The sequence below is a fragment of the Agrobacterium sp. a22-2 genome (assembly GCF_012276985.1).
Taxonomy (GTDB): Bacteria; Pseudomonadota; Alphaproteobacteria; order Rhizobiales; family Rhizobiaceae; genus Allorhizobium.
Genome location: NZ_JAAXMM010000018.1, coordinates 77,274 through 91,054 on the forward strand (window position 1 = coordinate 77,274; position 13,781 = coordinate 91,054).

Sequence of the window (13,781 nt, forward strand, 5' to 3'; positions counted from 1 at the left end):
GTCGATTCCAAGCTCACACCCGCATCCTTGTCACTGAACTGCCTCCTCAGGCAACCGTCAGCTTTACATCGACATTGCCGCGCGTCGCGTTGGAATAAGGGCAACGCTCATGGGCGCCGGCGACGATCTCCTCCGCCAAGCCGCGTTCGATCCCCGGCAAGGATACGACCAGTTCGACCGCCAGGGCATAACCGACCGGCACGGGGCCAATGCCGACCTTGGCGCTGACCGTCGGCTCGCCTTCCAGCGCGATCTTCGACGTTCTGGCGACCAGCTTGACCGCGCCGAGAAAGCAGGCGGCATAACCGGCGGCAAACAGCTGCTCGGGATTGGTGCCATCACCGCCCGGACCGCCGAGCCCCTTCGGCACGCTCAAGGCCATCGTGAAACCGCCATCGGCGCCTTCCACCCGTCCGTCGCGTCCGCCAAAGGCGGTGACCGATGTTTCGTAGAGAATCTTGTCCGGTGTCATGTCAGGTCGTCTCCCATCGTCGATTTCAGATTTGTTATCTCAAGAATGCGCAACGTGCCGCGCCTTGGCCTTGTCAGAGCGCAGGTCAAGCGCATCGCCACTCGCCACAAGGTTGCCAGCCTGGCTTTTCAAGACACCACGCTGCAGCTTCTGCGTTGAACTGACCGGCAGCCGTTCGACAAACACCATGAACCCCGGCAGCTTGTGGTAGGACAGCCGGGCAGCGGCCGTGTGTAGAATGGCAAGCGCCCGGTCCCGCCCGGCGATTGCCGACGGCTTCAGCACCACGAAGGCAAACACCTCTTCGCCGCGGATATCATCGGGCACCGGCGCAACAGCTGCCGTCTCGATCATGGGATCGGCAAGAAGAGCAGCCTCCACTTCGAGAACCGCGATATTCTCGCCGCTGCGCCGCACGATGCTCTTCTTGCGATCGAAGAAATACAGCAGCCCGCCCTCGTCCTCGTAGACGACATCGCCGGTGTGGAACCAACCATCGGTCCAGGCCTCCTGCGTGGCGGCGGCATCGCCGAGATAGCCCGAGAAAAAGCCGCGCCGCGGATCGTCCCCTGCCGAGCGCACCAGAAGCTCGCCGGGCACCCGGCCGGCGACATCAAGGCCGGCATCGTCGACGATCCTGTATTGCATACCCTCACGCGGTCGGCCGATGCAGCGCAGGCCCGGCTGATAGGCGTCGCGCGCCGTGGACGTCACGGCCGCCCCACCGGTCTCGGTCATCGCCCAGGCCTCGACGATCGGCAGATTGAAGCGCTCTTCGAACGCCACCTTGTGGCGCGCATCGACGCCCGGTCCCAAGGTGAAGCGGGCCTTGTGCGCCCGCTCGGCATCGCTCACCGGCAATTGCAGGAGAATGGCCGGGATGACGCCGAGGCAATGCACGATCGTCGCGCCGCTGTCAGTCACCGTCTGCCACCAGCGACTGGCATGGAACCGGTCGAGCGGCACGACAGCGCCGCCCTTGACGATCATGCCGACCGTGGTGCAGCCGAGCGCATTCATATGAAACATCGGCAGCGGCGTCAGCGCGATCTCGCAATCCTCTCCCATGTCGGCAATGCCGCCCTGGTTCACATACCAATCGGCCAGCGTCATGAAATAGGTATTGGTCAGGATGCAGGCCTTGGGCAGACCGGTGCTTCCAGACGTGAAGAGCAGCGCGCATTCCGTATCCGCAATGCCTTCGAATTCCGTCGCCGCGTCCGGGGCGGGAGCGATGGGCTGGCCGGGAAAGCAGATGGCAACATCGCTGCACCCGGCAGTGTCCGCGAGCGCCGCAAACTCGGGCAAGGCGATTAGCAGCCGCGCCTTGGACACTTCCAGCTGGAAGCGAAGCTCCTCCGGCCGCATATCGGAATTGATCGGCACGATCGATACCCCGAGGCCGTTCAGCGCCAGCCAATGGACAAAAAACTCCGGGCGGTTCTGCAGCAAGAGCGCCACGCGGCAGCCCTGCCCATAGCCCGCCTGTCGAAAGGCTGCTTTCAGGGTTTCCACCGCCTCCAACACAGAACCGTAGGTCAGATGGAACCCATCCGGCGCATAAGGCAGGCCCGCACTGGCCGGCGCAATCAGGAACGGCAGGTCCGGTCGGCTGCGAGCCTTCTGTGCAAAGGCCAGGTAGGGCGTGACTATCGACATGCGGTCCTCGGTGCTCCCGATCATCAGATCACAATTACTATAAACTTCAAATACCTAAAATCGATCGCCTCATCCAATTCAATCGCGTTGCGAAACTGATAGCCAATTGTTATCAATCGGCATGGAGTTGAGACAAATCCAGTATTTCAAGGTGATCGCCGAAGAAGAGCATTTCGGCCGCGCCTCGACGCGCCTGCGCATCGCGCAACCGGCATTGAGCCGGCAGGTCAAACTGTTGGAAGCCGAACTGGGACTGGATCTGTTCGAGCGTCTGCCGCGTGGCGTTCGCTTGACGGCAGCTGGCGCAACCTTTCTCGGCCATTGCACGACGATCCTGCACGACCTTAGCCAGGCCGTGACGGCGACCAAGGCGGTCGCGGCCGGCAGCCAGGGCGTTCTGCGCTTGGGCTTCATCGAGGTCGCCGCCTGGAGCGGCATGATCCCGGAAACGCTTAGGACGTTTCGCAGGCGTTATCCCGCGGTCCGGCTGGAGCTCTCCGCCATGCCCAGCACCAGCCAGCTCATCGCGCTTAACGACGGCACGCTGGATGCCGGGTTTCTGTATAATCCGCCAGACGATCCGGCCCTTGTGTCGCTTCCGATGGCCGCGCATGGCCTGATGCTGGCGGTGCCCGCCGGTCATTCCCTGGCAGCGGAGCCCAGCATCACCCTAGACAGGCTGGCCAACCAGCCCTTCATCGGCTTTCGCCGTCAGGCAAGCCCCGTCTATCATGATCAACTGTCCGAAGCCCTGAACAGGGCCGGCTTCACGCCGACCATCCTGCAGGAAATGGACAGCGAAGCGGACATGCTGGCGCTGGTCAATGCCGGAGCAGGCATCGCCTTCGTCAATTCCTGCCAGCGCTGGCGCTGTCCCGATGGCGTGATCCTGCACGCTCTGCCGCAATTGCAGGTCACCCTTCAGCTTGCTTTCGTCTATCGCCGGGACAGTGGCCTGCCGGCCCTTCCCCATCTCATCCGTCTGCTCGGCGAAATCGACAGGACCTGACCACGAGGATCCGTGCAGTGATCTGCCCCATGGCCAGTTTCGCCTTGCCGACCGGATATAGTTTATGTTTAAAATAAAATTTCCATCTGCGCCGCAGGTCACCGCGCGCCGCCTAAAGCCATTTTCCAGAGAAGAGATCGAGGATCAGAATGAGCGGATTTCGTCAAAAATGCATCGGTTACGACCGGGTCATCGGCACCTTTGCAGCCATCCCGCACCCCGTGGCCATCGAGGTGACGGCCGCCAGCGGGCTTGATTTCATCTGCATCGACTGGGAACACAGCCAGATCAGCCGCGAGCGCATCGAGGACCTGATCCGCGCTTCGGACGTCCATAAGGTTCCGGCCATGGTGCGGGTACCGGGGCATGCACCGGAATCGGTGGCTGCCGTGCTCGATGCTGGCGCTGCCGGTGTGCTGGTGCCGCGCGTCTCGACCGCCGCCCAGGCGAAGGCCGCCGTCATGGCGACCCGCTATCCGCCGATTGGCGAGCGCGGTGTCGGCCCCGGCCGCGCCGCGGCCTATGGCTACAAGATCCCGGATTACCTCAAATCGGCCAATGACAGCCTCGTGCTCGCCGTCCAGGTCGAGACTGCGGAAGGCCTCGCCAATGTCGAGGACATCGTCCAGGTCGAGGGCGTCGACGTGATCTTCATCGGCCCCGGCGATCTCTCCGTCTCCATCGATGCCATGGGGCCGGCCGGTCAGGACAAGCTCAACGCGGCGATCGAGACAATCACCAAGGCGGCGCGTGCAGCCGGCAAGGCCGTCGGCATCTTCCGTCCCTCTGCCGACGATATCGGCAAATGGTCGGCCGCCGGCATCAGCTTCTATCTGCTGGCCAGCGACACCATGTTCCTGGGGGCAAGCCTCGCCGCCGGCGCCGCCGCCGCACGCAACGCCAAGTAGGACGAGAACCCATGAAGATCATCAAGACGGATGGCATGCTGACGGTCGAGCCCGAGCAGATGGCCTATCTCGACGGCCTCGATATCGACTTCGTCGAAAAAACGCTGCTGACCGAAGACGCGCTGATTGCCGAATGCCGGGATGCCGATGCGCTGATGGTGCTGCGCGAGCCGATCACTGAGCGGGTGCTCGCGGCATTGCCGAAGCTCAAGGTCATCGGCCGGTTCGGCGTCGGCCTCGACACGATCGACGTCGATGCGGCGACAAGGGCCGGCGTCCAGGTCACCTATGTGCCGGATTCCAACCTGGACGAGGTCAGCACCCATGCCCTGGCGCTGATCCTGGCGCTGGTGCGTCGCCTGAAGCTCTATGACACGGCGGTGCGCAACGGTCGCTGGAAGGCACTGGCCGACGGCGAGGGCATCACCAGGCCCAGCCACCAGACGCTCGGCCTGATCGGCTTCGGCCAGATCGGCCGCCTGACGGCCAGAAAGGCCGCTGCCTTCGGATACAAGATCATCGCCTATGATCCGCACATGACCGCCGAACGCATCGCAGTGGAAGGTGCCGTGCCCGTCAGCCTCGACCAGCTGATCGACAGCGCCGACATCATCTCGCTGCACGTGCCCTTCACGCCGGAGACCCAGAACATCCTGTCGCGTGAAGTGATTGCACGGATGCGCAAAGGTGCCATCGTCATCAACGTCTCGCGCGGCGGGCTGATAGACGAGGCTGCCCTTGCCGAAGCCCTGATCAGCGGACACATCGCGGCAGCCGGTCTCGACACGCTGGCAAGCGAGCCGCCGGAAACCGACAATCCTCTGCTGAAGCTGGACAATGTCCTGCTGTCTCCCCATGCCGCCCATTACTCCACCCAGTCCTATGCCGAGGTCCGCAGCAAGGTCTTTGCCGATGTGGTGGCGGTCCTGAAGGGCGAGGCGCCGAAATACCCCGTCAACCTGAAGAGCTGAGCGCGATGAAAGCCTGCTTCTACCGCGCCTATGGCGGTCCCGAGGTCCTGCAATACGGGGACCTGCCGGACCCGGTTCTCGAAGCCGGACAGGTGCTGGTGCGTCTGTCGGCCGCAAGCGTCGCACCTCTCGACTGGAAGCTGCGCGCCGGGCTGCTACAGGCCCATTTCACGCCGGGATTCCCCAAAATTCCCGGCCGTGACGGCACGGGCACGATCATCGCACTGGGACCTGAAAGCACGGACTTTGCCATTGGCGACCGGGTCTGCGTCATGGCGCCGCCGCCGCTGGCCGCCGGAACCTATGCCGAAAGAATCGCCTGCAACACAATAAACGTCGTGAAATTGCCCGATGCCATCTCGATGGAGGACGGTGCGGCGGTCGTCAACTCCGGCCTGTCCGCCTGGATATCGGCGGTGCGCACGGCAGATATCAAGCCGGGGCAGAAGGTTCTGGTCCATTCCGGCGCCGGTGCCGTCGGCGGCCTGCTGGTGCAGTTCTGCCGACATCTGGGGGCAGACGTCACCACCACCTGCCGCGACGGCAATCAGGACTATGTTTTGTCGCTCGGCGCCAGCCGCGCCATTGCCTACGACCGGGACGACTTCACGACGATCGAGCCCCAGGACACCGTCTTCGATCTGGTCGGCGGCGCGGTTCATGATCGTTCCTACACGGTTCTGAAGCCGGGCGGTCACCTGGTCTGGCTGACGGCACTGCCGATCGTCGACCGCGGCGAAGAGTTCGGCGTCAGGGTATCCCGCGCCATGATCTCCGACGATGGCGAGGCCGTCTCGGCCATGCTGGATCTGGTGGCAAAGGGCATCATCCGGCCGCAGATCTCCCACCTGATGCCACTGGCAGAGGCCCGAGAGGCCCAGACGATGATGGCCGCAGGCACGGTGACCCGCGGCCGCATCGTTCTGCAAATTCCCTGAAGACCGCGGCCCGTTCGATCAGAGGACGGGCAGCACCGTATCGGTTGCCATCGGGAAATGCTTGTTGCCGCCCTCGAACGGCGGGAACGTGTGAAAGTCGGCCCGCATCTCGTGGCGCACCGGCGACTGCAGCGCCGCCTCCAGTGCTTGCGCGCTGTCGAACAGGATCCGGTTGCGCTGGATGTGGTCCACCCGCTCGAATGGCAAGGCCCCGCACCAGTCGACGCGGCTCAGGATTTCGATCGATCGGATGCCCGGGAACCTGCGCATGATCGGCGGATGACCGGCGATATAGTGGGTCAGCCACAGATTGAGATCTTCGGCCGGCCCCGGATAGTGCACGACATAGGAACATGGCAGCGCCCCGGCCGGCGTTTTGATCACCACATCGTCGACGGGAAAATGCCTGACATACATGGCCTGTTGCGTAGCCTTTGCGCCGTCGAGACTGGACAGCAGGCCTGGCTCGGCAAGCGCCTGCAGATGTCCGATCCTGCTGACAGCCGCCTCCAGCGCCGGCAGGTCGCTGAAATGCAATTGCAGGCCGAAGGGTGGCGACGTGCCGTCGTGGTTGAACAGATCCTCGGCCGTTTCCGGCGTGTAGATCAAGCCTGAGGTCAAGCCGGGCGTCGCGGCGACGATCTCGCGGATCGCCGCCTTCTGCCCGGCATCGACGGTAAGGTCAGCACCGGGCGGATTGTCGAAAAACAGGAGATAGGCGAATGTCATGGGGGGAACCTATCTTCTAGATCAGGCTGGGAAGGAACAGGGCGATCTGCGGGAAGATCGCGATCAGGACGATCAGCAGCAGGGTCAGCGCGATATAGGGTGCGGCCGAGAGCGCAACCGTCTTGAGCGATGTGCCCTTTGGCGCCACCCCGAGCATGATGAACAGCAGCATGCCGAAAGGCGGTGTCGTGAAGCCGACCTCGTATGCGAGCAGCAGCATCAGGCCGAACCAGACCGTGTCAAAGCCATATTGCATGGCAATCGGCATGAAGATCGGCAGGGTGATCAGCATCATCGATACCTGGTCCATGAACATGCCGAGGATCAGGATCACGACGATCATCATGAAGAGGATGCCGAACGGTCCCATATCGAAACCGGTGATGAACTGGATGAAACCGCTAGAGGCGCCGGAGAAGGCGAAGATCTGCGAGAAGGTCGTGGAGGCCGAGATGATCAGGAAGGTCATGCCGGTGACCTTCATGGCATCGTCCAGCGACTTCCAAAGCACCCGCCAGCTGAACTTGCGGTAGACGACCAGCAAGAGGGCTACGCCCGCGCAGCCGAGACCCGCCGATTCCGTCGGCGTGGCGATGCCGAGAATGATCGTGCCGACGACCATGAACACCAGGAAACCCATCGGGATGATGTTGACCAGTACGGCTTTGAGCTTTTCCATGCCGCTGGTCTGCGGCACGGGATATTGCGGCGCCGCTTCCGGATCGATCTTCGTCTGAACAAAGATCAGTACGCCAAACATCATGACGAGCAACAGACCCGGAATCACACCGGCAATTAGCAGCGCCCCAACATCGATCTGCGCCAGCGAGCCGAGCAGCACGCCGAGCGACGATGGCGGGATGATGACCGCCAGGCTGCCGGCGCCGAGGATCGGGCCATAGGCCATATGCGGCTTGTAGTTGCGGCGCAGCATTTCAGGCGCCATCAGCGACCCCATCATGCCGGCATTGGCAAGGCTGGAACCTGAAAGTGCTGCAAAGACGGCGCCGGCCGCCAGGACCACATAAGACAGGCGGCCCCGCAGATTGCCGATCGCCAGATCGAGCGCGTAAATGACCTTCTCCCCTAGGCCCGAGCGGAAATAGAGACTGCCCATAACCAGGAACATCGGCAGCGGCGCCAGGGCATAGGTCGAGACCGCGTCGGAGAAATTCGCAACCATCTGCGTGACGCCGGTGGCGCCACCGAAGAACAGGAATAGGCCGATGATGTTGGTGATGAAGAAGGCGAAAGCCACCGGCAGGCCCAGACCCATGAACACCAGGATGGAACCAACGAGGAAAGCGAAGGGATAAAACCAGCCCATGGATCAGAGACCTTCCACTTCAAGCGGATCGAGATTGTAGAGCGTATCGAAACCCAGCAGGTATCGGAGCCATTCGATTGCCGACAGGAAGAAGCCGATCATGATGGGCAGGAAAACGCCCCATTTTGGCATGTCGAAGGTGCGGGTTTCGTAGTCACCGCTCTGGATTGCCCCGATGAAGGAACTGAGGGCAATGCCGCCGAGATAGAGACACAGGGCGATGCAGGTCAGATAGACCAGTTTCTCCAGGACGATCCGACCGGCCGGTGGAAAGAGGTTGCGCAGGAACTCCACGAAAACATGCCCCTTGATATGCACCAGCCACGGCATCGGCAGGAAAGCCGAATAGAGCAGGATATATTCGGAGCCGGAGATCGCCCAGGAAAGGGGCCGGAATCCGAAATTGCGGACGGCAACGTCGGCGACGACAAACACGACCATCAAACCGATCATCACTTTCGTCAGCGCAGCCAGGGCCTCGCTCAGTTTGCCGGTAAGATCGAAAAACACTTTCATGGGTCTAACCTTCAGGATTCGCAGGCGGTTCGGCACGACAACGGCCCACCCCTGCCTGCATCAGGTTCACTCCTGCATGCTTGCAGGAATTCGAGAATGGGCGGATCCTGTTGCCTCTGCCGCGTGCGGGGGCTTTCAAAAACCATTCGGGCCGGAGACTTGGTCACCGGCCCGTTAAAGTTGGATCAGGGAAAGAGCTTGCGAAGCGCTTCGACATTGGTCGGATCGCGTTCTGCCATCCGGTCCCAGCTGGCTTTTGCAGCCGTTGCAAGAAACTTTTCGCGACCGGCGCCGGTCATCTCGACGACCTTCTGTCCGCCATCGATCATGACTTTTGCCAGGCGATCTGTCTCAGCCACCATGGCGTCATAGCTCTCGCGCTCATAGGCGATCGCCGCATCGTTGAGGATCTTCTGGGCTTCCGGGCTCAGCGAATCCCATTTGGCCTTGTTCATCGAGACCAGCACGTCGACCTGGAAGAAGGAGGGATCGACGCGGTATTTGGTGAACTTGTCCCAGCCGAAGGATGCATAGCCCATGATGGGATAGGCATTGCCGTTGATCACGCCACGCTCGAGCGAGGTGTAGACGTCGCCCGCATTCTGAACGATGACGGTCGTGCCCAGCGCTTCGAAGAACTGGCGATAGAGCGGCGAGGACCGCAGCGTCAGCTTGGAAAAGTCGATCGACCCGTCCGGCGTCATCTCCGGCTCGTTGACCGTGAAGATGTGGAAGCCGGTGCCGGCGTCGATATGGGCGAGCAGATGGGCATTGCCTTTCTTCTCGTAAATGCTGTTGATCAGATCCCAGCCGCCATTGGCGCGAACGTCCCACGGCTTGGCCGTCGAGGCAGAGAACACTTCGCCTTCCGGCACCATTTCGAGGTAGAGGCCGGCCGGCGCATTGACCAGATCGACAAGGCCGCTTTTCTGAGCCGTTCCGAGCTGCGGGTTTGGAATGACTTCCGGCCCCCCGCGCACATTGATCTGCACCACACCCTTGCCCGCTTCGTTGACCTTGGCCACGAATTTCAGGAAGCTCTGCGCAAAGCCGTTCTGCGCTGGAGTGAAATGCACGGCATTCAGCACGACTTCTTCGGCATGGACCGCGGTCGCAAAGCCGCCGAGCAGGGCGGCGAAGGCAAGAGCCTTGAGATAACGCATGTTGAACTCCTCTGTGTGGTTGACCGTTCTTCTGAAAAGCTCCGGATTCTTTGACCCGGTCAGCGTCTCGAACTTGTTGTGATGGCCCGCCGGTCCCGATCCTGCATCGGACCGGTCGTTGCCGGTCATCGCAATATGAGCGCGGCTTGAGAGAAAAAACAAGTTTAAACCTAAAATATTTTCGGTTTTTTCAGATTGCGGTTTTTGGGGATGCGGTGAGGTGCGGACATGCGGGACAGAGGCCCACGGCAGACGCCGCGGCCCGGTCAAAATCCTCTATTTCAGCCTAAATCGGCTGGGTATCGGCATGCGGCACAGCGCCGATCATGCATGGAGACGCTCCGCAGCGTCCTAAAGGGTCGCCACCGTCTTCAGGGCGCCATCGAGCGCGATGCCGCCCTCGTCCAACAGCGCTGCCTGCTTGAGGCGCTTCAGCCAGGCGGCGCCGTCGTCGCGATCTGTCAGCATCGGCAGCGCCGACATGACGCGATCGAATTTCGACAACCCGCGCGAATGGGTATCGGAATAGCCCTTGACCAGCCGCCGACAGCCAATGATTTCAACGGCCAGATCATAATTCTTGGCCAGCATATCGGACGCCGTCTGCAGCCAGGCATCCCGGTGCAAGCGCTCACGGTGGTGACGCAGCGTACCCCGCCGTCCGCCACGCAGGGCCGAGACGACATAAAGGCCCGTGAACCAGAACACGGTGCCGGTGCGCACCCGCCGCCCCTTGTTGATCATCTTGTCGAGCCGCGCGAAGACCTTCGGCCGTGCCTCGATCCATTCGCCGAGACGCTTTGGCAGGGTGCCGCAAACTTCGTCCATGCGCGGATGCATGTATTCGGTCGTGTAGACGATCTGGTCGCCCTTGGCTCCGACCTCCTTGCGCACCCGCTCGAAGCGGGAGGCGCGGACTTTCAGATCCGCCACCCGGATCACGTCGTCATAGGCCATCGACACCGCGACATACTTGGCCGACTGGACGGTGAAGGCGAAATCCTTCTCCGCCCCGCCATTGTCCCGGTCGAGAGCATGAAGAGCCGCCACCCGGTCCAGATATTCCGCCGCATAGGCGGGATCCTGGAAATCGGTGAGCTTCTTGACGCCGGCCAGCAGGAAACCATGCGCCTCAACCGGAAACTCGGCGGCGATCCGCTTGACCAGGGCATCGAGCGCGGCATGACCTGTCGCTGCCGGCAGCGCTTCGAAACGCTTAGAGGGCTTGTCGCTCGGCGTGTCATTCTCGCCCTTGAGCGCGCGCTCGTAAGCGGCATTGAAGGCACGAAGGCTTGCTTCGACACCCTTGCCGCCGGCCCGCACGGTGGCCTCGAAAGCCTCCTTCGGGAATGGCAGAACCTGGGTTGCGGCAAGCGCCCCGAATAGCGCCGAGGAGATGACGCTGCCGTTCTTGATCGCCAGTGTGTCCATGTCGAAGGCCACCGTCTTGCGCGCCGCAAAGGCCGAGGCATCGACCACAACGACCGGATTGCCGATACCGTCGCCCGGCTTTTCCTTTTCGCCGACAGCGAAGGAACGATGGGTCGAGGCGATCAGCAGGGTCCTGTCGGGGGTCACCAGGCCGCGCATCATCGAGCGCCCGGCTTCCATCAGTTCGGCGGCAATCACCACATCGACATCGCCGGGGCTCGGCATCAGCGACAGGATCGGTGCCACGCCGTCGCGTGCCGGCAGCATTTCGATATAGTAGATCGTCGCGCCAGTACGCTGGGCAACGCCCGGCACCGATGTCGATTGCGCCATCCAGCCCTGCGCTTCGGCAAGGGCGACGATCCAGTCGGCCAGTACGCCGCCGCCCTGCCCGCCCATCGCCATGATGGCAAGGCAGAGCGGCTTGTCGGTGGAAAGGCGGGGTGAAACGGATTTGGTCAAGGTGTCCATGGTCTCTCTCCTCAATCCGCAAACAGGACGCGGCCGGACTGGCGACGCGCCTGCAGCCAGCCGATTACCGCACTGCGGGCCCTGTGCAGAAAACGGTCCCAGCCGGTCGGATTGTGGATGATGTCGGCCCGGTAGAAGGACGGACACAAGACCGCCGCCTCCGACACTTCGCCGCAATTGCCACAGCCGACGCAGGAATTGTCGATCGCGGCGACCGGATCGTCCTTCAGCGGATCATCGGTGTGCTTGACCGACAGCGAAGGACAGCCTGACAACCGAATGCAGGCGTGATCGCCGGTGCAGACGTCCTCGTCGACGCCGAAGCGCTCCTTGACCATGCGCTTGCCGTCCTTCACCGCCTTGGCGAATTGCGGCTTTACCCGGCGTTGCTTGTTCAGCATGCACTCCGAGGAGGCGACGATGATCTTCGGTCCCTTCTCCGTACTGGTCAGCGCCTCTTTCAGCGTGTCGCGCATCTTGGCGACATCATAGGTGCGGTCGATCTGCCTGACCCATGTCGCGCCGATGCCCTTGACCGCGTTGACGATCGAATTGTTGGTCTTGCGACGCGGGTTGAGGGCGCGCGACGAGAGAATGTCCTGTCCGCCCGTTGCCGCCGAGTAGAAATTGTCGACCACCAGGATGACGCCATCCTGCTTATTGAACACCGCATTGCCGACCGAGGTCGCCAGGCCATTGTGCCAGAAGCCGCCATCGCCCATCACCGAGATCGACCGCTTGTCGGATTCGACATTGAAGGCCGAGGCGGACGCCGGGCCCAAGCCGTAACCCATGGTCGTTCCGCCGATGTTGAACGGCGGCAGGATGGAGAACAGGTGACAGCCGATATCGGCCGCGACGTGATGTTCGCCCAGTTCCTTCTCGACCAGTTTCATGGCCGCAAAGATCGGGCGCTCGGGACAGCCCGTGCAGAAGCCGGCCGGCCGCGCCGGCACCACCTCGGCCAAAGCCTTGATCTTCGGATCGTTGAGAACAGAGGTCGGATCGGGGATCGGCGGCTGGTTGCCCAGCATATGCAGGGCATTGGTCTCGATGAAGGATCGAATGCCCTTGACCAGAACCGGCGCGGTATATTCGCCGCCCATCGACAGCACATCCTTGCCCGATATCCGGGTCTGGATGTCACGGCGCCTAAGGATGGTGTTGAGCATCTGCTCGATATATTCCGGCGCGCCTTCCTCGACCATCAGCACGGCCTTCTTGTCCGCGCAGAACTCGGCGATCTCGTCGTCGATGACCGGATAGGCGACATTCATGATGTAGAGCGGCACCGCGGAATTGCCGTAGACATCGGCAAGGCCGAGCTGCTGCAGCGATCGCATGACGGAATTGTACATGCCACCCAGCATGATGATGCCGATCTCGCCCTCGGCCGGACCAAAGGTCTCGTTGAGTTTGCGCGACTTGATGAACTCGACGGCCGCCGGCCAGCGGCGCTCGAGCTTATCCTTCTCATGGGCAAAATTGGCCGGCGGCAGCACGATGCGGTTGACGTCGCGCATCGGATTTTCCAAGGCCTGGCGAAGGGTAAAGGCCGGGCGCTTGTTGTCCTTGGCCACGAACTGGCCATGCACGTGACAGGCCCGGATGCGTACCTGCAGCATGACCGGTGTGTTCGAGGCTTCCGACAGTTCGAAACCGTCCTCCACCGATTGCACGATCGACGGCAGGTTCGGGCGCGGATCCAGCAGCCACATCTGCGACTTCATCGCAAAGGCGTGGCTGCGCTCCTGCATGATGGAGGAGCCCTCGCCGAAATCCTCGCCCAGAATGATCAGCGCGCCGCCGGTCACCCCGCCGGACGACAGGTTGGACAGAGCATCCGAGGCGACATTGGTGCCGGCCGTTGATTTCCAGGTGACGGCGCCGCGCACCGGATACATCACCGAAGCCGACAGCATGGCCGCCGCCGCGGCCTCCGAAGCCGAGGTCTCGAAATGCACGCCAAGCTCATCCATGACATCCTTGGCATCGGCCAGGACGTCCATCAGGTGGGAGATCGGCGATCCCTGATATCCGCCGACATAAGACACCCCGGCCTGCAAAAGGGCCTTGGTGATGGCGAGGATACCCTCACCTCTGAAAATTTCGCCCTCGCCGAGTTTCAGGTCCTCGACCTCGCGAGCAAATGAGCGCTCCGCCATCTGTCATTCCCCTCGCCGATTT

At 62.2% G+C, this 13,781-nt stretch carries 12 protein-coding genes; 4 read left to right on the forward strand and 8 right to left on the reverse strand.

All coding sequences use genetic code 11. The features are described from left to right. Positions 1-46: 46 nt before the first annotated feature. Both HFC70_RS23295 and HFC70_RS23300 read right to left on the reverse strand, forming a co-directional pair. On the reverse strand, positions 47-472 hold the full coding sequence (locus tag HFC70_RS23295; RefSeq protein WP_168475695.1) for an organic hydroperoxide resistance protein: 426 nt from the start codon (positions 470-472) through the stop codon (positions 47-49). A 39-nt stretch (positions 473-511) separates the two neighbouring features. Beyond that, the gene (locus HFC70_RS23300) at positions 512-2,131 is read right to left on the reverse strand and encodes an AMP-binding protein (RefSeq protein ID WP_168475696.1); all 1,620 of its coding nucleotides are present in this window, start codon (positions 2,129-2,131) and stop codon (positions 512-514) included. A gap of 121 nt (positions 2,132-2,252) precedes the next feature. Here HFC70_RS23300 and HFC70_RS23305 point away from each other — a divergent pair, with 121 nt between their 5' ends. From HFC70_RS23305 to HFC70_RS23320, 4 genes are all read left to right on the forward strand, one after another. Beyond that, positions 2,253-3,140 (forward strand): LysR family transcriptional regulator, encoded by an 888-nt coding sequence (locus HFC70_RS23305; RefSeq protein WP_168475697.1) that lies wholly within the window; start codon positions 2,253-2,255, stop codon positions 3,138-3,140. Between the two features lie 149 nt (positions 3,141-3,289). Next, a complete protein-coding gene (locus HFC70_RS23310; RefSeq protein ID WP_168475698.1) occupies positions 3,290-4,048 on the forward strand; it encodes an HpcH/HpaI aldolase/citrate lyase family protein in 759 nt (252 codons plus the stop codon). Between the two features lie 11 nt (positions 4,049-4,059). Further along, positions 4,060-5,019 carry a C-terminal binding protein gene (locus HFC70_RS23315; protein ID WP_168475699.1) on the forward strand — a complete coding sequence of 320 codons (960 nt, stop codon included), beginning with the start codon at positions 4,060-4,062 and terminating at the stop codon, positions 5,017-5,019. Positions 5,020-5,024: 5 nt separating this feature from the next. After that, complete coding sequence (locus HFC70_RS23320) at positions 5,025-5,957, forward strand: NADP-dependent oxidoreductase (RefSeq protein ID WP_168475700.1); 933 nt, start codon at positions 5,025-5,027, stop codon at positions 5,955-5,957. An 18-nt stretch (positions 5,958-5,975) separates the two neighbouring features. Here the strand turns inward: HFC70_RS23320 and HFC70_RS23325 are convergent, their stop codons facing one another. From HFC70_RS23325 to HFC70_RS23350, 6 genes are all read right to left on the reverse strand, one after another. Next, on the reverse strand, positions 5,976-6,686 hold the full coding sequence (locus HFC70_RS23325) for a hypothetical protein (protein ID WP_168475701.1): 711 nt from the start codon (positions 6,684-6,686) through the stop codon (positions 5,976-5,978). A gap of 16 nt (positions 6,687-6,702) precedes the next feature. Next, positions 6,703-8,013 (reverse strand): TRAP transporter large permease subunit, encoded by a 1,311-nt coding sequence (locus HFC70_RS23330; RefSeq protein ID WP_168475702.1) that lies wholly within the window; start codon positions 8,011-8,013, stop codon positions 6,703-6,705. A 3-nt stretch (positions 8,014-8,016) separates the two neighbouring features. Further along, positions 8,017-8,529, reverse strand: coding sequence for a TRAP transporter small permease (locus tag HFC70_RS23335; protein ID WP_168475703.1), 513 nt, complete (start codon positions 8,527-8,529; stop codon positions 8,017-8,019). A 185-nt stretch (positions 8,530-8,714) separates the two neighbouring features. Then, on the reverse strand, positions 8,715-9,692 hold the full coding sequence (dctP, locus tag HFC70_RS23340) for a TRAP transporter substrate-binding protein DctP (protein WP_168475704.1): 978 nt from the start codon (positions 9,690-9,692) through the stop codon (positions 8,715-8,717). 351 nt (positions 9,693-10,043) lie between these two features. After that, entirely contained in the window at positions 10,044-11,594 is a 1,551-nt protein-coding gene (locus HFC70_RS23345; protein ID WP_168475705.1) for an indolepyruvate oxidoreductase subunit beta family protein, read from the reverse strand. 11 nt (positions 11,595-11,605) lie between these two features. Continuing rightward, a complete protein-coding gene (locus tag HFC70_RS23350; protein WP_168475706.1) occupies positions 11,606-13,759 on the reverse strand; it encodes an indolepyruvate ferredoxin oxidoreductase subunit alpha in 2,154 nt (717 codons plus the stop codon). Positions 13,760-13,781: the final 22 nt, after the last annotated feature.